Genomic DNA, 18157 nt, shown 5'->3' on the forward strand with positions numbered 1-18157 from the left:
TCAGGCCAGGTGAAGTTCGGTGACGATGGGTGCATGATCCGACAGGCGCGCCCAGGGGCCATCCTTCAAGACCTCTGCCGTCTCCACCCGGAAACCACGCACGTAGATGCGGTCCAGTCGCAGCCACGGCATCATGGCCGGAAAGGTGCGCGCCGGACGAATCGTGGCCGACAGGCCACCGAGCCGGCGCAAGCCCTGCATGACACCGCGTGACTTCGCTTGCGGCTGATCGAATACCTCGGTCACGCCCAGGTTGTGGTACAAGGTCCGGCTCAACTGGTTGGTCCAGTCATTGAAATCTCCCGCAATCAGCAGGGGCGCATCGGGCGGTGAGGAAGTGCTCACCGCCTGGATCAGCGCATCAATCTGGCGCCGCCTGCCCCCGGCGAACAAGCCCAGGTGGATCACGTAGCAATGCACCTCCACCCCTTCTACCGGCACCACGCAATGCAGGATGCCGCGTGACTCGTAGGCATGGTCGGATACATCCTGGTTGCGTACGGAAGCGATTTCGAAGCGCGAGATCAGGGCATTGCCGTGGTGGCCATGGTCATAGACAGCGTTCATGCCGTAGGCGGCATGATGCGTGTCGCCAGCCAGGTATTCGTGCTGTCCCTGCTGCGGCCAGTTGGAGGCATGGCGCAAGGCGTTGAGATCATGGCGGCCCTGTACTTCCTGCAGGAACAGGATGTCCGGATCCAGTTGTGCCAGCGCCTGCTTCAACGCCAGGATGCGCGGGCGGCCAGCGAAGGAGGTCACGCCCTTGTGGATGTTGTATGTGGCAACGCGCAGCTTCATCGATGCAGCCTTTCTCTTGTTCTTGTCCGGCGCCGTCCTGGCGCAAGGCCGTGCTATGGGGCGAGGTGGCGCGGCAACTGCAGGATCGCCTCGGCATTGGAAGGCGAGAAACAGCGGTCGGCCGCTTCGCGATACGGCAGCCACACATGGCGGGTGTGCTCGCGCGGGGCCAGCGTCACGGGAATGTCGCGCGGCACCAGGAGGCCAAAGACGTGCTCGGTATTCTTGGTCACGCCAGGCGCATAACGATGCCGCCAGACGGGATAGATTTCATAGAGGTTGGAAAGTTGCCAGTCGCGCAGGTGCGAGCGCGGCACACGGTTTCCGTCACCCGGCATCGAGTCTACGCCGCCATCGCTGACCACGATGCCGGTTTCTTCCTCGACTTCGCGTCGGGCGGTCTCCGACAAGGGCTCATCGAGGCTGTCCTTGGAACCGGTAACCGATTGCCAGAAGCCGGGCTGGTCAGCGCGTTCGATCAGCAGCACATGCTGGTCGGCGCTGTGGATCACCACCAGCACCGATTCGGGAATCTTGTAGGGCTTGGCTTGCGTCATGGCCTGTCCGTGATGCGGGAAAGGCTCCATTGTATCGGGACGGCCGTTTCAGAGCAGCGAAGCCTCGCTCTGGGCGACCAGCCAGCTGCGAAAGGCCCGTGCAGCCGCGTGTTCGATACGGTCGCGCGGCCACACGGCGTAATAGCCGCCGCCCAGGCTGGCGCTGGCCGCACAGGCAGGTACCAGCAGCCCCTGCTGTATGCAGGCATCGATCATGTGGCGCCAGGCCAGCACGATGCCCTGCCCTTCCATGGCCAGTTGCAGCAGCACGGGATATTGATTGGACAGGATCTGGTGCTCGATGCGTGCATCCGGCACTTCATTGTGTGCCATCCAGTTCTGCCAGGACATCCATTGCCGCTGCCCGTCTTCCAGCATCAGCAGGGTCTCTTGGCGCAGGTCGGCCGGGGTCAGGGTACGGCCGCGCAGATAGGCCGGGGAACAGACCGGAAATACTTCTTCGTCATACAGCCGGCGCACCGCCATACCGGAGGGCGGACCATCGCGCAGGAAATAGATGCCCATGTCGAAATCGGTTTCTGAGAGCTGGGCCAGGCTGTCGTTGACGATCAGGCGCAGGTGGCAATCCGGATGCAGAGCACGAAAACGTGCCAGGCGCGGCGTGAGCCACAGTACGGCCACGCCTTGCGAACAGGCCACCGTCAGTTCCTGGTGGCCTTTGCGTTTCATGATGTCTTCGGTGGCTTCGGCGCAATCGACCAGCAGGCGCTGCACCAGCGCCGCGTAACGTTGGCCGCTGACGGTCAGGCGCAAGGCGCGCGGCTCGCGCAGGAACAGCTTCTTGCCCAGAAAGCGTTCCAGCTGGGCGATCTGGCGGCTGATGGCGCTTTGCGTCAGGTGCAGTTCGGCAGCGGCGCGGGTGAAGCTGCCATGGCGCATGGCGGCTTCAAACGCGATCAGCGAAGGCAGTGGGGGAAGTGGCGATATACGCATGGTCGGCGCTCCAGCTCGAAAGGTCTCATCCAGATCGAGATGGTAGAGCGAAAAGCATGCCCGCCGCAGCTTTCCTGTTGCAGAGGGAAAGCGGCGGCGGCAGGGACGCGGTGCCGCAGATCAGCGAGTGCGGTGGATGTGGCCGGCCTGCATGACCAGCGACAGGTGCTCGCCCTGCCCGGTCAGCAGCGTGATGTCCTGCAGCGGGTTGCCATCGACCACGATCAGGTCGGCCAGGGCGCCGCTACGCACGGTGCCCAGTTCGCCTTCGCGCTGGAGGATGGCGGCGGCGATCGAGGTCGCCGAACGGATGGTTTCCAGGTTGCCGAGGATCTCTGCGCGGATCAGGAATTCGGTCGACTGGTCCTGGTGCATCTCGCCCAGCAGGTCCGAGCCGAAGCCCATCTGTACGCCATGCTCGGCATAGATGCGCAGCGAGTCGCGGCCAGCCTGGCGCACCGATTCGATCTTGGCCACCGAGTCCGGCGGCAAACCCAGGCGGGCACCGTCGCGGGCCAGCGAGTCGTAGGTCACCAGCGTGGGCACCACGAAGGCGCCGTGCTCGCGCATGACGCGCGCAGCCTCGGCATCGACCAGGTTGCCGTGCTCGATGGTGCGCACGCCACAGCGCACGGCGCGGGCAATGGCGCGGCCGGTGTAGGCATGCGCCATCACGTAGGTCTGCGCGGCTTCGGCCTCGGCCACGATGGCACGGATTTCATCTTCGCTGTATTGCGTGTTGCCGATGGGATCGGTTGGCGAGGCGACGCCACCGGAGGCCATGATCTTGATCTGGGTGGCGCCCTTCTGCAATTCCTCGCGCGCGGCCAGGCGTACCGCATCCACCCCATCGGCCACCCGTGCAATGGCACCGGCGCGGAAGGCGCAGGAGCACGGCTCCAGCACGTCGGAACGCGGGCGGAAATCGCCATGGCCACCGGTCTGCGAGAGTGCCTTGCCCGACGGGAAGATGCGCGGACCCGGCACCAGGCCGATGGCGATGGCTTGCGCCAGGCCCCAGTCGGCACCGCCGGCATCGCGCACACTGGTGAAGCCGCGGTTCAACATGGCTTCGACGATGGGCAAGGCACGGATCGAGGTCAGCGAGCCGGGTTGCAAGGCGTTCAGGCCCAGGTTGGCCAGCGAAGCCAGCACGTGGACGTGGCAGTCGATCAGGCCGGGCATGACGGTCTTGCCGCTCACGTCGATCACGCGCGCGCCGCTCACCTCCAGCGGGGTGGAGGAAACTTCGGTAATGCGGTCTTTTTCGATCAGGACATCATGGCGCGGAAACAGGCTGCCCAGCGCCGGATCGAGGACGTTGCCGCCCTTGAGGAGAATCTTGGTCATGTCAGAAATCAAGTTTGTTGCAGGTACTGCGGCTCACGCACGAAGCGGGTGCCGACGAAGCTGATGGCAGCGGCGATCATCACGTAGAAGGCCGGGGCCATGGTGCTGCCGGTGGCGGCGATGAGCCAGGTGATGAAGAAGGAGGCGAATCCGCCGAAGATGGTCACGGCCAGGTTGTAGGCCACCGACAACCCGGTCGAGAGCACCTTGGCCGGGAACAGTTCGGAGAACGCCGCCAGGATGGGACCGGTATAGGCCGCAATCAGGGTGCCGAAGACCAGCTGGAAGATCAGCAGCGTCGACAGGCTGGGCGCGCTGTTGATGTAGGCAAACATGGGATAGGCCAGTACCAGGATCAGCGCAGCCGAGCCGGAGAGCAGCGGACGGCGTCCGATGCGGTCAGCCAGGCGTCCGACGATGGGTGCCAGCACCATGATGCAGAGCCCGCCCACCATGCCGGCGATGAACCCGGTCGTCTGCGGCAGCTTCAGGACCTTGACCGAGTAGGTCGGCATGTAGAACAGCAGAACATAAGTACAGACCGTCCACAGGATCACCATGGAAAAGCTGGCCGAGGTCTCGCGCGGGAAGTTGCGGATCACGTCCTTCAAGGGCGAATCGGTCTTGTCCTTTTCTTCGAGGAAGGTCGGGGTCTCTTCAAGGTGGTTGCGGATGTAGTATCCGACCGGACCGATCACGATGCCCAGCAGGAAAGGCAGGCGCCAGCCCCAGCTGGCCAGTGCCTGTGCATCCAGGCTGGCGGTAACGAAGGTACCCACCGCCGCACCCAGCAGCACGGCCACGCCGATGCTGGCCTGAATCCAGCTGGAGTAATAGGCGCGTTCACGCTCGGGGGCATATTCGGTCAGGAAGGCGGTGGCGCTACCCATTTCGCCACCGGCCGAGAAGCCTTGCAGCAGCCGCGCCAGGACGATGATGAGCGGCGCAAACAGGCCCACGCTGTCATAAGTCGGCGCCAGTCCGATCATGGTGGTGCCCACGGCCATGAGCAGGATGGTGACCGACAGCGCGGCCTTGCGCCCCACGCGGTCGGCGTAGATGCCCAGCAGGATGCCGCCCACCGGGCGCATGAAGAAACCGACACCGAAGGTGGCCACCGCCAGCAGCAGCGAGGTCAGGTCATTGCCGGTGGGGAAAAACAGCTTGGCGATGATCACCGCGAAGAAACTGTAGACGGTGAAATCGAACCATTCGAGACCATTGCCGATCACGGTCGCAATGATCGCGCGGCGGCGCTGGTGATTGGTCACCAGCGCAATCCCGTCGGCTGGTAATGTCGTTGTTTGCATGCTCTCCCCTCATGTCGGACGTTGAATGTTCGGCCGATGATAGGGTCAGCAAGGGGCAGGCGGAAATGATATCTGTGCATGCAGCCATGCTCTGGGCGCATGCGTCGGCAAATGATTTAGTGAATTATGCGATTAATTATCTATATTATTTAAACCATTATTCGAGGCGCCGGAGATAATGAAAAAAGCGCGTGCATTTCTGCACGCGCTTTTTTCGATGGGCTTATCGAGAAAATCGATAAGACGATCAGGCCTTCACTGCCGGCTCGGTATTGCGCAGGCGGATGTGCAGCTCGCGCAGCTGCTTCTCGTCCACTTCCGAAGGCGCATGGGTCAGCAGGCACTGGGCGCGCTGGGTCTTGGGGAAGGCGATCACGTCGCGGATCGATTCGGCACCGGCCATCATGGTGACCAGGCGGTCCAGGCCGAAGGCGATGCCGCCGTGCGGGGGCGCGCCGTATTGCAGGGCGTCCAGCAGGAAGCCGAACTTCAGGCGGGCTTCTTCGTCATCGATCTTCAGGGCGCGGAACACCTTGCTCTGCACGTCGGCGCGGTGGATACGGACCGAGCCGCCGCCCAGTTCCCAGCCGTTCAGGACCATGTCGTAGGCCTTGGCGATGGCCGCACCCGGGTTGGTCGAGATGAAGTCTTCGTGGCCATCCTTGGGCGAGGTGAACGGGTGGTGCAGGGCCACCCAGCGCTGGCCGTCTTCGTCGTATTCGAACATGGGGAAGTCGACCACCCACAGCGGACGCCATGCGTCATCGAACAGGCCGTTCTTCTTGCCGAATTCGCTGTGGCCGATCTTCACGCGCAGCGCGCCGATGGCGTCGTTGACCACCTTGGCCTTGTCGGCACCGAAGAAGATCAGGTCGCCGTCTTGTGCGCCGGTCTTCTCGATGATGGCGTTCAGGGCCGCATCGTGGATGTTCTTGACGATGGGCGACTGCAGGCCGTCACGGCCCTTGGCCTTTTCATTGACCTTGATGTAGGCCAGGCCCTTGGCGCCGTAGATGGCGACGAACTGGGTGTAGGCGTCGATTTCCGAACGCGGCATTTCAGCACCGCCCGGCACGCGCAGGCCGACCACGCGGCCGCCTTCGCTGTTGGCAGCGCCCGAGAAGACCTTGAAGTCCACGTCCTTCATGACATCGGTCAGCTCGGTGAATTCGAGCTTGACGCGCATGTCCGGCTTGTCCGAACCATACATGCCCATGGCGGTGGCGAAGTCCATCACCGGGAAGGGGTTCGGCAGGTCGATGTCCAGCGCGTTCTTGAAGACCAGGCGGATCATGCCTTCGAACAGGTCACGGATTTCCTGTTCGTTGAGGAAGGAAGTTTCGCAGTCGATCTGGGTGAATTCGGGCTGGCGGTCAGCGCGCAGGTCTTCGTCGCGGAAGCACTTGGTGATCTGGTAGTAGCGGTCGAAGTTGGCCACCATCAGCAGCTGCTTGAACAGCTGGGGCGACTGCGGCAGGGCGAAGAATTCACCGGCGTTCACGCGCGAGGGCACCAGGTAGTCACGGGCGCCTTCCGGGGTGGACTTGGTCAGCATCGGGGTTTCGATGTCGATGAAGCCTTGCGCATCCAGGAACTTGCGCACTTCCATGGCGACCTTGTAGCGCAGGCGCAGGTTGTTCTGCATCTGCGGACGACGCAGGTCCAGCACGCGGTGGGTCAGGCGGGTGGTTTCGGACAGGCTGTCGTCATCGAGCTGGAACGGCGGCGTCACCGACGGGTTCAGCACTTCCAGTTCGTGGCACAGCACTTCGATCTTGCCCGACTTCAGGTTGGCGTTGGTGGTGCCTTCCGGACGGTTGCGCACGAGACCGGTGATGCGCAGGCAGAACTCGTTGCGCACCGATTCGGCGTTCTTGAAGACGTCCGCGCGATCCGGGTCGCAGACCACCTGGACCAGGCCTTCACGGTCGCGCAAGTCGATGAAGATCACGCCGCCGTGATCGCGGCGACGGTGCACCCAGCCGCACAGGCTGACGGTTTGGCCGAGCAGTGCCTCGGTAGTGAGGCCACAGTATTGGGTTCGCATGGACATGGTTGTGATTCCGTTGACAGTGTTCTTGTTGAATTCGAAAGAGAAGACGCTAAGGGCGAAGGTGGGGCTGGCCGGGCAAGGAGCCGGTCGCCCCCTCAATTCTTCGGTGCCGCCGCGTCGGTGATGATCTTCTTGTCGGTGACCATCTCGGGGGCGACCACGCCCATGGAGACGATGTACTTCAGGGCTGCATCCACCGACATGTCGAGCTCGATGGCATCGGCACGCGGCAGCATCAGGAAGAAACCGGAAGTCGGGTTGGGCGTGGTGGGCACATACACGCTGATGAAGTCGCCCTGCAGATGGTTCTTGACTTCACCACCCGGCGCGCCGGTCAGGAAGGCGATGGTCCACGACCCCTGGCGCGGGTACTGGATCAGCACGGCCTTGCGGAAGGCGTTGCCGGAGGGCGAGAACAGCGTGTCGGAGACCTGCTTGACGCTGGAGTAGATCGACTTCACCACCGGGATGCGGGTCAGCATGCCTTCCCACAAGAGGACCAGGCGGCGACCGATGAAGTTGCGCGCGGCCAGGCCCGTGAGGAACACGATGAGCAAGGTCAGGATCGCGCCCAGGCCCGGGATGTTGTGGCCCAGCCAGTGCGCCGGCCGCCAGGCCTCCGGCAACAGCAGCAGCGACTGGTCCATGGTACTGATGATCAGGTTCAGCACCCACAGCGTGATGGCCAGGGGAACCAGGATCAGCAGACCCGTGATGAAGTATTTGCGCATGGGGGAAGGATGGCCTCGTTAGCTGGCGCTGGGGGTGGAGGGCGCCGCCGCAGGGGCCGCGGCAGGTGCAGGCGCAGGGGCCGCAGCAGCCGGCGCCGCAGCAGCGGGAGCATCCGCAGCAGGGGCCGGGGCGTCGGCGGAACCGGCGATGCCGGTGCCATTGGCACCCTTGCTGTTGGCCGAGCCACTGCCATTGCCCCGGAAATCGGTCACATACCAGCCCGAACCCTTCAACTGGAAGCCGGCCGCAGTCAACTGCTTGCGGAAACTGTCCTGGTGGCAGGAGGGGCAAACGGTCAACGCATCGTCAGAGATCTTCTGCAAAACATCCTTGGCAAAACCACACGCTTGGCAGCGATACGCGTAAATGGGCATGAAAACTCCGCAAAAAACTTCCAAAACCCTGAATTATAAAGGCTTTTGGCGGAGTTTTACTGAACCTGCCCGCGCGGGCGATGCGCTGACGCGACGGCCTGTACCGCCGCACCCGGCAAATATTTGCTTTTTGGAAATTTTATTCACCACCCTGCCCGGCCGGCGCTGCCTTTGCGGCTCAACTCTCCACCGGGGCGGCACGGCTGCTGCGCAGGGTGTCGAGAAATTCACTACACCACCAATGGACGTCAAACCGCCGGATGTTCTCCATCAGCGCGGCGTGGCGCTCGCGCCGTTCGCTCTGCGACATCTGCAGGGCCTGCTGAATCACCTGGGCGGCACCATGGGTGTCGTAGGGGTTGATGATGAGCGCCTGTTTCATCTGCTCGGCGGCCCCCGCAAAGCGCGACAGCACCAGCACGCCCGGATCGTCCGGATCCTGGGCGGCGACGAATTCCTTGGCCACCAGATTCATGCCATCGCGCAGGGGCGTGACCAGGGCCACGGCGCAGGCCCGGTACAGCCCGGGCAGGCGGCGGCGCGCCACGGTGCGGTGGATGTAGCGGATCGGCATCCAGTCGAAGTCGCCGAAGTCGCCATTGATGGAACCGCACAGGCTTTCCAGCTCGCGCTGGATGTCGCCGTAGGCTTCCACGTCCTCGCGGCTGGGTGAGGCAATCTGCAGGAGCGTAGCGCTGTGGCGGTTCTCCGGATACAGGCGCAGCAGCTCGCGGAAGGCGCGGATGCGCTGCGGCAGGCCCTTGGAGTAATCCAGCCGGTCCACGCCGATCAGCAGGCGCCGGCGTGAATACTCGGCCTTGGTACTTTCATAGGTATCGCGCGCCTCCCTGGCCTGACCCAGGCGCTGGAACTCGGCCACATCGATGCCGATCGGGAAGGCATTGGCATGCACCGTGCGGTTGAAGGCGCGGAACTGGTTGGGACCGACCGGCTCGGCGGTCGCTTCGGCCTGGACGTACTGGGCGAAGTGCTGCAGGTCGGCGTGGTTCTGGAAGCCCACCAGATCGTAGGCAAACAGTGCGCGCATGAGCCATTCATGCGAAGGGATGGCGGTGAGGATGGGCGGCGGCGGCAGCGGGATGTGCAGGAAGAAGCCGATGCGCGCCTCGCAGCCCATGGCGCGCAGTTCGGCGGCCAGCGGGATGAGGTGGTAATCGTGGATCCAGACGATGTCATCGCGCTTCAACAGCGGAAACAATTTACGCGCGAAGAGCTGATTGACCCGGCGATAGCCGCCCAGGTGACCCGCCTCGAAATGCGCCAGGTCCAGCCGATAGTGAAACACCGGCCACAGCACGCCATTGGCGTAGCCGCGATAGTAGGCATCATGGTCTTCCTGCGACAGGTCGAGTTCGGCCAGGGTGACCGGGCCGGCCTGGTTGACGCGCAGCTCACCCTCGCCGGGCGTGCCGTTCTCGATGACCTTGCCGCTCCAGCCGAACCAGAGTCCGCCGGTCTTCTTGAGGGTTTCGCCCAGGGCAACGGCCAGACCGCCCGCAGCAGGCTTGCGTGGATCGGCAAGGCGATTGGAAACAACGACGAGTCTGGCCATCAGATTACCGCCTCCCACGATGCCGACAGGCGCATCGCACAGTTGATGATGCCCACCATCGAATAGGTTTGCGGGAAGTTGCCCCACATCTGGCGCGTGACCGGATGCGTGTCCTCGGACAACAGGCCCAGGTGGTTGCGGGCATCCAGCATGGCCTGGAAGATCTCGCGCGCCTGCTCCTTGCGGCCGATGCGCGCCAGCGCGTCGATGCGCCAGAAGGTGCAGATGTTGAAAGCGGTCTCGGGACGGCCGAAGTCGTCCGGAGCCTCGTAGCGGCGCATGTAGGGGCCATCGCAGAGCGATTTCTCCAGCGCTTCCACGGTGGAGATGAAGCGCGGATCGGTAGGCGAAATCAGGCCCACTTCCACCATCAGCAACACGCTGGCATCCAGGTCGCGGCCGCCGAAGCTTTCGGCATAGGCCTGGCGTTGCTCGTTCCAGGCTTCGCTGAGGATGCGCTCGCCGATTTCCTTGGCCCGGTCGCCCCAGTAGCGGGCACGCTCGGGCAGGTCGACGCGCGCAGCGATCTTGGCCAGGCGGTCACAGGCGGCCCAGCTCATCAGTGCCGACGAGGTATGGATGCGCGAGCGCGTACGCAGCTCCCACATGCCGGCATCGGGCTGGTTGTAGACCTCGTAGGCACGTTCGCCTACGGCTTCCAGATGCTGGAAGTGCTCGGCGCCGGCGCGATGATGCAGGCGCATGTCGTGGAAAGCCTGCGCCGCACCCAGCACGATGTTGCCGTAGACGTCATGCTGGAAATGCTCGTAAGCCTGGTTGCCCACGCGCACCGGCTGGTGGTGCTGGTAACCCGGCAGGTGGCCGAGGATCTGCTCGGGCAGCGCCTCTTCCAGGCCGATGCCATACAGGGGTTGCACATGGCCGCCACCGGAACGCACCACCACATTGGTCAGCCAGCGCAGGTAGTCCTCCATGGTGCCCAGCTCGGAGAGACTGTTGAGGGCACGCACCACGAAGAAAGCGTCACGCAGCCAGCAATAACGGTAGTCCCAGTTGCGCTGGCTGCCCGGTGCCTCGGGCACGCTGGTGGTCATGGCGGCGATGATCGCGCCCGTATCTTCATAGACCGACAATTTGAGCGTGATGGCGGCACGGATGACCGCGTCCTGCCACTCCAGCGGGGTGGCCAGGGCACGGCTCCAGTTGCGCCAATAGGCGGTGGTTTCCTGCTCGAAATCGCGGGCGGTATCGTTGATGCCGCCATGCAGAGTTTCATCCGGGCCGAGAATGAAGTTGTACGGGCGGCTGACCACGAAGGCGGTCTCGTCGACGATGTAGCTGATGGGCGCATCGGTATTGAGGCGCAGGGTCTGCTCCTGGCCGACATAGCGGATATGGTTGCTGCCGCGTGTCTGCGGCGGCACTTCGCGGCCCCAGTCGAACTTCGGACGCAGCACCACGCGCATGCGCGGTGCCCCCGAAAGCGGATGGATGCGGCGTACCAGTTGCAGCGGACGGAAGAAACGACCACGGCTCTGGAAGCGCGGCGCCAGGTCGGTGATCTCGATGCCCTGCCCCAGCGTGTCGTAGAGGCGGGTGCGCAGCACCGCGGTATTGGGTTCATACCACTGCTCGCTGTGGGAGAAATTCTCCAGCTGGAAAGACCACAGTGCGCCATTGTCGGTGGGATCGAGCAGGGCATTGAAGACCGGATCGCCGTCGAAGCGCGGCAGGCAGCACCAGACGATGCGGCCCATCTTGTCCACCAGGGCCGAGAAGGCGCAATTGCCGATCACGCCCAGCTCCAGCGAAGAGGTCGAGGGCAGATCATGGGCCTGGGCGGCCAGATGCGGTTGTTCGGAATGCTGCGTCTGGGAGTGCGGCTGCGGTTGCGACTCTTGCCGCGGATCGGGACTGGGCTGGCTCATGGTTCCTCGTGCTCTGTTCTGTGGATCAGATTTCTTGATGGAAGGCGATGTGCTGCGGGGGCCGGCAGGCATGCCGGCAATACGGTTCTCAGGAGTTGCTGCGCCCTTCCACGCTCTGGCGCAGCAGGTCCAGCACGGCGGCCGGATCGGCCAGGCGCTGCAAAGCCTGACTGGGACCGGTGCCGATCTTGATGCCAAGTCCGCCGAAGACCTCCCCCTGGGCGATGGCAAATCCGGCTTCATCGGTGACGTCATCGCCGATGAAGACAGGACGTCGGCCCCGGAAAGGCGCTTCATGCAGGAAGGCGGCGACGGCATCGCCCTTGTTGATGTGCGGCTTGGCCTCCACCACCATCTTGCCGTGCAGCAAGGTAAAGCCGGGTTCGTGGCGCAGCGCATCCATCATGGTTTCCACGCAGCGCTGCTCCAGATGGGCGGCGTGGCGGTAATGCAGCGCCAGGGCCCCGCGCTTGAGTTCAAGCTGCAAGCCGGCATGCGACTCGACCAGCGGCAGCAGGCGCTGGCGCAGATGATGCACGTCCGGCACCGGCTGCTGCAGGATGCGGCCATCCGCCGTGCGGCGCTCGGCACCATGCACGCCCGCCGCCGGCAGGCGTAGCGGGGCCAGGAAGAAGTCCAGTTGATCAAGCGGGCGGCCGCTGACGATGGCCAGCGCGCCGTCCGATTCTTGCTGGATGCGCTGCAGGAGCGTGATCAGCTGCGGCGGTACCACGATCTCTTCAGGCTGGGGCGCCAGGTCGACCAGGGTGCCGTCGAAGTCCAGAAACAACGCATCGGCAGCAACATCGTAGGGGCGAATGTGCTCAGTCATGCCATTTCAGGTTGATGTAAGGCAAATAAGTTCCGGCTTGATCTCGAATTATTGCCAATCATATATCAAATAAATTCGAAACTTCGGCGACGAACTTCTTTGACAGCAGCTGGCCCAGCAGTTCTGATGAGCTGGCGCAAAAAGACAAAACGGCCGCGCGGCAAGGCCGGGCGACCGTTTCAGTGCGGCAGGAGAGGGTCAGGACTGCATGCTGCCCTCGGCCGGGGCCACCGCCATGGGCGGAACCGGGGCCAGCACCTGGGGCATCAGGGAGCCGACCACCATGCCGCCGATGGAGACCAGCAGACCGGCCAGTTGGGGCGGCCACAGGCCATCCGGGGCCAGGTATTCCAGGACAATCCAGGAGACCAGACCCAGCACCATGGCCATCAACGCGCCCTGGCGGGTGGCGCGCGGCCAGTACACGCCGAACGCCAGCGGCACGAAGGCGGCGACCAGAGTGACCTTGTAGGCATTCTCGACCATCTCGTAGATGCTGGACTGGCTGTTGAGGGCCAGCGAGGTCACGCCTACGGTAAAGAGCAGCACCACGGCGCGCATCGAGAAGAGGAATTCACGATCGTTCTTCCACGGGCGAATCTCCTTGAGGACGTTCTCGGTGAAGGTCACCGAGGGGGCCAGCAGTGTCGCACTGGCGCAGCTCTTGATGGCCGACAGCAGCGCGCCGAAGAACATCACCTGGGCGAATACCGGCATCTTTTCCATGATCAGGGTCGGGAGCACCAGCTGGGAGTCAGTTTCCAGCAGGCGCGAGACCATGGCCGGATCGATCAGCGTGGCCGAATAGGCCAGGAAGATCGGGATGAAGACGAAGAAGAAATAGATCACGCCCCCCAGCACCGAGGCATTGCGCGCCACGTTCTCGTTCTTGGAGGACATCACGCGCTGGAACACGTCCTGCTGCGGGATCGACCCCAGCATCATGGTGATCCAGGCGGCAAAGAACCAGAGCACGTCCTTCAGTTCGGCCGCCGGCCAGAAATTGAACTTGCCGGCCGCCGCCGCATGGGCGATGACCACTCCCGGCCCGCCGACCATGCCCGACACTTCATATCCGATGTAGAGCATACCGACCACCACGATGATCATCTGCAGGAAGTCGGTGATGGCAACGGCCCACATGCCCCCCATCAGGGTATAGATCAGCACGCTACCGGCACCGATGATCATGCCCCAGTGCATGGGAATGTAGCCACCCGAGACGACATTGAAAACCAGCCCCAGCGCCTTGATCTGTGCGGCCACCCAGCCCAGGTAGGAAATGACGATGCAGATCGTGACCAGCATTTCGGCAGCGCGACCGAAGCGCTTCTTGTAATAGTCGCCGATGGTCAGCAGATTCATGCGGTAGAGCCGCTTGGCGAAGAAAACGCCAACCAGGATCAGGCACAGGGAGGAGCCGAAGGGATCGGCCACGATACCGCCCAAGCCCTCCTGAAGGAAGGTCGAGGACACGCCCAGCACGGCCTCGGACCCGAACCAGGTCGCAAAGACGGTCGCGGTCACCACCGACATCGGCAGCGAACGGCCGGCCACGGCGTAGTCCTTCGAACTCTTCACATAGCGGGTGGCATACAAGCCGATTCCGACCGAGATGACCCAATAGAGGACGACGAACCAGAGCAGTGCATTCATGCCTTTTTCCTTGCAGGGGGGGTAAGAAAAACGCGCATTATAGCGGCAACTTCCTCGCGCAAAGCCGCTTGCGGCAAGACTTTTCATCTGTCGCCGTCAGGCCACAGCCGCGCTGGCCAGCCAGTACGGGCGGTCTGCTGCGCAAGCAAGAATTGCTCCTGCCCGCAGGCGGTCGGCATTGAAGATGTTGTCAGGGAGGATTGAAGCGGAAGTGAAGCCTGCTGCACCACCGGAGCGGCAGCGCAGCAGAGGAGGATTCAGGCGCCTTCGTTGTTGCGCTCGTAGGAGGGGCAGCCGTTCTTGCCCCAACTGCCGTCGCACAGCTTCCACAGGCAGCGTTCCCGTGCAAACACCGACAGCGCGCTGCATTGCCTGACCTGCTCGGCCAGGGTCGGCAGGGACGGCACCTGGACCACGTCCGGCGCTGGCGCCACGGCCTGGGCGCGTTCCGCCTTGGCGCGGGCCTTGGCCAGTTGCGCCTCGGCCTCGCGACGACGCTGCTCGCGCAGGGCCAGGGCGGCATCCTCGCGGCGATGGCGGGATTCAGCCGCGGCACGCTTCTGGGCCAGTTGACGGGCGCGCTCGTCGGCTTCCTGTTGCAACTGAGCAATCACTTCGGAGCCAGGGGCGTCGCTGGCGCTGGCGGCCACCGGATCGGCGCTGACCACCGGGGCCAGCGGCTCGGGCGGGGCGGATCTGGACTGGGGTGGCAATGGCTGCATGACCGGCTTGAGCGCGCGCTGGGGCCAATGCGTACCCAGCCAAAGGGCCAGCCCGATGATGGCCAGGGTCAGCAACGAGACCAGCAAGGCCCCCCGCATCGATGCCTGCGGCTGCGCCTGGCTGCGCGGCCCGCGTGCGCTGCGGCGGGCCATGGGTGCTGGCTCTTGCTGCGCCGACGCCTCCGCGACGGCTTGTTCGATCGGCTGGCTGGCACTGGTGGCCGAGGTGGCCACGGCCGCGGTAACCGCCGCGGCGGCCACGGCTGCGGCGGTGATGTGCGAGGCACGCACTTCGAGTTCCTCCTCGCTCAGTACCTGTGGCACCGTGGCCGTGCGCGCGGGTGCATGCGCTTGACCGGCATGCGGCGCATGCGCGCACACACCCTCGCTGGCGGCGCGCCGGTCGCGATCTTCCCCTGAACGCTCCAGAACTTGCATTGGAATTCCCCTGTTTGCGCTACCGGCCACCCTCCTGGCGGCCCTGGTGTGCTCCCTCACGTCCGTGTTTGCTTGCCTGGTCTCCAGAAGCGGGTAACTTCACCCCAAGGCATGTTTTGATGCTGCGTTTGTTTTTTGGACGGATGGCTATTTTGCGCCGAAATTTCTGAAAGGCAAAACAAAAATGCGGCTATGCAAAAAATATCTGCATCCCAAGCCGGACGGGACTTGCCGGGCTATCAAGAAACGATGTGCAAAAAGAAACGGCAGCCCCGTTTCCAGGACTGCCGCTTAACATGCCGACAACAAGATTGGCTCAGTCGACGATCTTTTCCAGTGCAAACAGATCTGCCGGATTCTCGCGCGCACGGACCAGGTGGACTTGCGCGCCATCGACCAGCACCTCGGCCGCCCGGCCGCGGGTGTTGTAGTTGGAGGCCATGGTCATGCCGTAGGCGCCGGCCGACATCAGTGCCAGCAGATCGCCCTGGTCGATGGCCAGTTCGCGCGAGCGGGCCAGCCAGTCGCCGGATTCACATACCGGGCCGACGACGTCGTAGATGCGGGGCTGACCGGCGTTTTCCTTCACTGTCTTGACGCCATGCCAGGCTTCGTACATGGCCGGACGCATCAGATCGTTCATGGCGGCATCGACCACGGCGAAGTTTTTTTCTTCACCATGCTTGAGGTATTGCACCTCGGTCAGCAACAGGCCGGCATTGCCGACCACCGAGCGACCCGGCTCGAACATGACCTGGATGGGACGGCCCTGGTACTTGCTGGCACGCCAGGCATCGACGCGGGCGAACACGCGCGCCAGGTAATCACCGATGGCCACCGGCTGCTCGTCGTCGTAACGGATACCGATGCCGCCGCCGATGTCGAGGTGGTGAATCGGAATGCCCTCGGCTTCCAGCGCGTCGACCATGTCGATGATCTTCTCCAGCGCTTCCAGCAGCGGCGAGTCGTCCAGCAGCTGCGAGCCGATGTGGCAGTCGATGCCCACCACTTCGATGTTGGGCAGGGCGGCAGCGGCGCGGTAGCAGTTCAGCGCATCTTCATAGGCCACGCCGAACTTGTTTTCCTTCAGGCCGGTGGAGATGTAGGGATGGGTCTTGGCGTCCACATTGGGATTGACACGCAGCGAGATGCGCGCACGCTTGCCCAGTGCACCGGCCACTTCGTTCAGGCGCGCCACTTCGGGGATGGATTCGACGTTGAAGCAGAGGATGTCGTGCTCCAGCGCCAGCTTCATTTCGTCGCGGCCCTTGCCCACGCCCGAGAAGATCACCTTGCGCGCATCGCCGCCGGCGGCCACCACGCGCAGCAGTTCGCCGCCGGAAACGATGTCGAAGCCCGAACCCAGCTTGCCCAGCAGGTTCAGCACCGCCAGGTTGGAATTGGACTTGACCGAGTAGCACACCAGGGCGCCGCCCTTGGCACCGTCGGTGCGGCCTGCCGCGCGGCAGGCATCGGCATAGGCCGAGAAATTCTGCACCAACGCTGCCCTGGAATAGACATAGAGCGGGGTGCCGAACTGTTCAGCCAGCGCTTGCAGGGAGACATCTTCGGCGTGCAGCACGCCGTTGCGATAGGAGAAGTGGGACATGGGGTTCCGGAAAGGTCAGCGCAAAGATCAGCGGAAAAATCGGTTCGACAAGGAAATCCGGCGCGGTCCCTCCTTCATGCTTTTTGGGGGACCGGCCGCGATGCAGCCAGATGTTTCAGTCCGGCATCATCGTTTGGGCGTGTCGGCGGAGGTGTCGGCAGAGACCGCGCCCTCCTGGCCGGCCGCCTTGTCCTTGGCCGGAGCGACCGGCTGGGTGCGCACGAACGGGTCGGGCGGCACCTTGGGCATGTACAGCGGACCTTTCTGGCCGCAACCGGCCAGCATCAGGACGGCGGCGCACAGCGCCAGGGAAGCTGCACAACGGAAGGGAGAATGGGGTGACTTCACGATAAAATGACGGATTACATCGAAATCTTAGAATGACTTGGAGTGTAGCATGACCGAATCGGAATTCCTGGACCTGGCTGACGCCACCCTCAACGCCATCGAGACGGCCCTGGAAGACGCCTGCGACGCCAGTGAGCTGGACGTGGAATGCAGTCGCAGCGGCAACGTGCTGGAAATCGAATGCGTGGACAATGGTTCCAAGATCATCATCAACAGCCAGGCCCCCATGCAGGAAATGTGGCTGGCCGCGCGCTCCGGCGGCTTCCACTACAAATATGACGGCCGACACTGGCTCAACACCCGCGATGGCAGCGAGCTTTACGCCACACTGTCGGATGTGGTCAGCAGCCAGGCGGGCGTACCCGTCACCATCCAGCCCTGAGCCGGCGCGGCGCCGGTCCGTGCATCCTGCCGCTGCGGCGGCTGCCTGCCCGTGCGCCCTTCCGACTTGCACCGTCCAAGACAATCAACCTGCAGCATTCATGCGTCGATCCCTCCGACATCCTGCCTTCCTGTTCCTGCAGCGCGGACTGGCGCGCCTGCGCTGGATCCTGGTGCTGACCTTGCTGGCCGTGGCCGCAGCACTGCTGCTGCCGCCGCTGGTGGCACGCTTGAACCATGACCACAGCCCCCAAACCCTGGCAGCCGAAAAAGACCTGCAGGCCATTGCCGCAGGCCTTGAGCGCTATCGCCAGGACAACGGTCGCTACCCCAGTGGCCCCCAGGGCCTGCTGGCGCTGGTGATCAAGCCCACGCGGCCGCCCGTGCCGGGCAACTGGCAGATCGGCGGCTACGTCGATCGCCTGCCGCGCGACCCCTGGGGCAACTCCTACCAATACGGGGCCGATGATGAGGGCAGTCGCTACGAACTCTATTCTTTCGGCGCAGCTGGCCCGGATGGCGGTGCCGATGGCGAGCAGGTCATCAGCCTGCACTGAGCTTGTGCCACGGGCGGCCGGCGC

General features: G+C 63.8%; 17 protein-coding genes. 2 read left to right on the plus strand and 15 right to left on the minus strand.

The genetic code is table 11. The features are described 5' to 3' along the window. From ACODSZ_RS12555 to lptM, 15 genes are all read right to left on the minus strand, one after another. Nucleotides 1-798, minus strand: a complete 798-nt coding sequence (locus ACODSZ_RS12555; RefSeq protein WP_175342978.1) for an endonuclease/exonuclease/phosphatase family protein — start codon at nucleotides 796-798, stop codon at nucleotides 1-3. 53 nt (nucleotides 799-851) lie between these two features. Continuing rightward, the gene (nudB, locus tag ACODSZ_RS12560) at nucleotides 852-1355 is read right to left on the minus strand and encodes a dihydroneopterin triphosphate diphosphatase (RefSeq protein ID WP_488927707.1); all 504 of its coding nucleotides are present in this window, start codon (nucleotides 1353-1355) and stop codon (nucleotides 852-854) included. A gap of 48 nt (nucleotides 1356-1403) precedes the next feature. Further along, complete coding sequence (locus ACODSZ_RS12565; protein WP_488927708.1) at nucleotides 1404-2309, minus strand: LysR substrate-binding domain-containing protein; 906 nt, start codon at nucleotides 2307-2309, stop codon at nucleotides 1404-1406. A gap of 120 nt (nucleotides 2310-2429) precedes the next feature. Further along, nucleotides 2430-3659, minus strand: a complete 1230-nt coding sequence (locus ACODSZ_RS12570) for a metal-dependent hydrolase family protein (RefSeq protein ID WP_175342980.1) — start codon at nucleotides 3657-3659, stop codon at nucleotides 2430-2432. A gap of 8 nt (nucleotides 3660-3667) precedes the next feature. Next, on the minus strand, nucleotides 3668-4969 hold the full coding sequence (locus ACODSZ_RS12575) for an MFS transporter (protein ID WP_008334331.1): 1302 nt from the start codon (nucleotides 4967-4969) through the stop codon (nucleotides 3668-3670). 247 nt (nucleotides 4970-5216) lie between these two features. Beyond that, complete coding sequence (gene aspS, locus ACODSZ_RS12580) at nucleotides 5217-7022, minus strand: aspartate--tRNA ligase (RefSeq protein ID WP_112068518.1); 1806 nt, start codon at nucleotides 7020-7022, stop codon at nucleotides 5217-5219. 95 nt (nucleotides 7023-7117) lie between these two features. Next, nucleotides 7118-7753, minus strand: a complete 636-nt coding sequence (locus ACODSZ_RS12585) for a DUF502 domain-containing protein (RefSeq protein ID WP_175342981.1) — start codon at nucleotides 7751-7753, stop codon at nucleotides 7118-7120. Between the two features lie 18 nt (nucleotides 7754-7771). Next, entirely contained in the window at nucleotides 7772-8128 is a 357-nt protein-coding gene (locus ACODSZ_RS12590; protein WP_034351585.1) for an FmdB family zinc ribbon protein, read from the minus strand. A gap of 178 nt (nucleotides 8129-8306) precedes the next feature. Then, nucleotides 8307-9701, minus strand: coding sequence for an alpha,alpha-trehalose-phosphate synthase (UDP-forming) (gene otsA / locus ACODSZ_RS12595; RefSeq protein WP_175342982.1), 1395 nt, complete (start codon nucleotides 9699-9701; stop codon nucleotides 8307-8309). Further along, a complete protein-coding gene (locus ACODSZ_RS12600; RefSeq protein ID WP_008334315.1) occupies nucleotides 9701-11590 on the minus strand; it encodes a glycoside hydrolase family 15 protein in 1890 nt (629 codons plus the stop codon). The genes otsA and ACODSZ_RS12600 overlap by 1 nt, the downstream gene beginning before the upstream one ends. Before the next feature lie 88 nt (nucleotides 11591-11678). Beyond that, nucleotides 11679-12422, minus strand: a complete 744-nt coding sequence (otsB, locus tag ACODSZ_RS12605) for a trehalose-phosphatase (RefSeq protein ID WP_008334313.1) — start codon at nucleotides 12420-12422, stop codon at nucleotides 11679-11681. A 198-nt stretch (nucleotides 12423-12620) separates the two neighbouring features. Continuing rightward, nucleotides 12621-14078, minus strand: a complete 1458-nt coding sequence (locus ACODSZ_RS12610; RefSeq protein ID WP_488927709.1) for a high affinity choline transporter 1 — start codon at nucleotides 14076-14078, stop codon at nucleotides 12621-12623. Nucleotides 14079-14335: 257 nt separating this feature from the next. Continuing rightward, on the minus strand, nucleotides 14336-15238 hold the full coding sequence (locus ACODSZ_RS12615; RefSeq protein WP_488927710.1) for a phage tail protein: 903 nt from the start codon (nucleotides 15236-15238) through the stop codon (nucleotides 14336-14338). 316 nt (nucleotides 15239-15554) lie between these two features. Next, on the minus strand, nucleotides 15555-16847 hold the full coding sequence (lysA, locus tag ACODSZ_RS12620) for a diaminopimelate decarboxylase (protein ID WP_175342984.1): 1293 nt from the start codon (nucleotides 16845-16847) through the stop codon (nucleotides 15555-15557). A 126-nt stretch (nucleotides 16848-16973) separates the two neighbouring features. Beyond that, nucleotides 16974-17195, minus strand: a complete 222-nt coding sequence (lptM, locus tag ACODSZ_RS12625) for an LPS translocon maturation chaperone LptM (protein ID WP_034351583.1) — start codon at nucleotides 17193-17195, stop codon at nucleotides 16974-16976. A gap of 49 nt (nucleotides 17196-17244) precedes the next feature. Between lptM and cyaY the strand changes: the two genes are divergently transcribed. Continuing rightward, a complete protein-coding gene (gene cyaY / locus ACODSZ_RS12630; RefSeq protein WP_488927711.1) occupies nucleotides 17245-17577 on the plus strand; it encodes an iron donor protein CyaY in 333 nt (110 codons plus the stop codon). 100 nt (nucleotides 17578-17677) lie between these two features. Further along, entirely contained in the window at nucleotides 17678-18133 is a 456-nt protein-coding gene (gene gspG / locus ACODSZ_RS12635) for a type II secretion system major pseudopilin GspG (RefSeq protein WP_488927712.1), read from the plus strand. Nucleotides 18134-18157: the final 24 nt, after the last annotated feature.

This window comes from Herbaspirillum sp. FG34 (assembly GCF_057809315.1).

Coding starts and splice junctions, on each gene's coding strand:
- ACODSZ_RS12600 (WP_008334315.1), bottom strand. CDS start 11,590: ATGAGCCAGCCCAGTCCCGATCCGCGGCAAGAGTCGCAACCGCAGCCG.
- ACODSZ_RS12555 (WP_175342978.1), bottom strand. CDS start 798: ATGAAGCTGCGCGTTGCCACATACAACATCCACAAGGGCGTGACCTCC.
- nudB (WP_488927707.1), bottom strand. CDS start 1,355: ATGACGCAAGCCAAGCCCTACAAGATTCCCGAATCGGTGCTGGTGGTG.
- ACODSZ_RS12585 (WP_175342981.1), bottom strand. CDS start 7,753: ATGCGCAAATACTTCATCACGGGTCTGCTGATCCTGGTTCCCCTGGCC.
- ACODSZ_RS12570 (WP_175342980.1), bottom strand. CDS start 3,659: ATGACCAAGATTCTCCTCAAGGGCGGCAACGTCCTCGATCCGGCGCTG.
- otsB (WP_008334313.1), bottom strand. CDS start 12,422: ATGACTGAGCACATTCGCCCCTACGATGTTGCTGCCGATGCGTTGTTT.
- ACODSZ_RS12590 (WP_034351585.1), bottom strand. CDS start 8,128: ATGCCCATTTACGCGTATCGCTGCCAAGCGTGTGGTTTTGCCAAGGAT.
- gspG (WP_488927712.1), top strand. CDS start 17,678: ATGCGTCGATCCCTCCGACATCCTGCCTTCCTGTTCCTGCAGCGCGGA.
- lysA (WP_175342984.1), bottom strand. CDS start 16,847: ATGTCCCACTTCTCCTATCGCAACGGCGTGCTGCACGCCGAAGATGTC.
- aspS (WP_112068518.1), bottom strand. CDS start 7,022: ATGTCCATGCGAACCCAATACTGTGGCCTCACTACCGAGGCACTGCTC.
- ACODSZ_RS12565 (WP_488927708.1), bottom strand. CDS start 2,309: ATGCGTATATCGCCACTTCCCCCACTGCCTTCGCTGATCGCGTTTGAA.
- otsA (WP_175342982.1), bottom strand. CDS start 9,701: ATGGCCAGACTCGTCGTTGTTTCCAATCGCCTTGCCGATCCACGCAAG.
- ACODSZ_RS12575 (WP_008334331.1), bottom strand. CDS start 4,969: ATGCAAACAACGACATTACCAGCCGACGGGATTGCGCTGGTGACCAAT.
- ACODSZ_RS12615 (WP_488927710.1), bottom strand. CDS start 15,238: ATGCAAGTTCTGGAGCGTTCAGGGGAAGATCGCGACCGGCGCGCCGCC.
- cyaY (WP_488927711.1), top strand. CDS start 17,245: ATGACCGAATCGGAATTCCTGGACCTGGCTGACGCCACCCTCAACGCC.
- ACODSZ_RS12610 (WP_488927709.1), bottom strand. CDS start 14,078: ATGAATGCACTGCTCTGGTTCGTCGTCCTCTATTGGGTCATCTCGGTC.